The organism is Anaplasma phagocytophilum, assembly GCF_023476575.1.
GTDB lineage: Bacteria > Pseudomonadota > Alphaproteobacteria > Rickettsiales > Anaplasmataceae > Anaplasma > Anaplasma phagocytophilum_A.
The window spans coordinates 1-1,050 of the sequence record NZ_JAHLEX010000172.1 but is presented as its reverse complement, the minus strand read 5'-3'; the positions used below and the strand labels follow the sequence as shown (position 1 = coordinate 1,050).

Annotated in this window: 1 protein-coding gene; it reads left to right on the top strand. The window is 39.6% G+C overall.

The annotated features are described in order from the left end of the window. Positions 1–39 precede the first annotated feature (39 nt). Positions 40–891, top strand: coding sequence for a glycine--tRNA ligase subunit alpha (locus KPX09_RS05400; RefSeq protein ID WP_249549320.1), 852 nt, complete (start codon positions 40–42; stop codon positions 889–891). Positions 892–1,050: the final 159 nt, after the last annotated feature.

Below are 1,050 nucleotides of genomic sequence, written 5' to 3'. Positions count from 1 at the left end.
GCATCATCGAGGCGGTTGTCATGATTTGTAGCTTATCTTGTGAACTTCCAGAGTATAGTAAGAAATTTGGAGAGATACTGGGAGGACTACGGGTGCTCTATAGTACATCCTTATACTACAGAACTCGGGGCAGGAACTCTACATCCCGCAACTTCTCTTGAGGTTCTTTCTGGAAAGAACACAATGGTAGCGTATGTACAGCCTGTTATAAGACCATGCGATGGAAGATATGGAGATAACCCCAATAGATTGTACCAGCATCATCAGTATCAAGTAATAATACAGCCTTCCAGGATTACCTTGCGGGATGACTATCTTCGTAGCCTAGAAAAAATAGGAATATCTTCAACTGACTTTGATATAAGGTTCATTGAAGATGACTGGGAAAACCCTAGCATAGGGGCGTATGGTTATGGGTGGGAAGTTTCTTGCAATGGTATGGAAATTACTCAGTTCACGTATATGCAGCAAGTTGGGGGAATAGAGTGCTCTGTAGTTCCTGGAGAAATAGCTTACGGCCTGGAAAGGATAGCTATGGTACTCCAAGGGGTGAATAACGTATACGATATTGTTTGGAATAGTTCTGGCGTTAAGTACGGAGAAATATTTAAAGATAGAGAAAGAGAATTTTCAGCTCTTTCCTTTGAACATTATGATACAGATTTCTTGGTTCATAGCTTTGAGAAAAATGAAGAAATGTGCCTCGTGATGGTACAAAATGATCTACCAATTGCTGGGTACGACTTATGTCTTAAAGCTAGTCATATACTAAACTTGCTTGAGGCTAGGGGTGTTATTGGCGTCAATGAAAGGGCCTCTTACATACTGAGAGTTAGAAAAATGACTAATATGTGCTGCCAATCTTATGTAAAGCTATACAAAGTAGCGTGATATGTCTCTAGATTTAGTTTTTGAAATATTATGCGAACAGATGCCCTCTAAAATGCTCGATATTGCATTGGGCTATCTGAAAACTACCATCTGTTCTGGGTTTAGTAAGTTTGGTATAGATAGTAAAAAATCTAGAACTCTAGTCTCGGCAAATCGCAT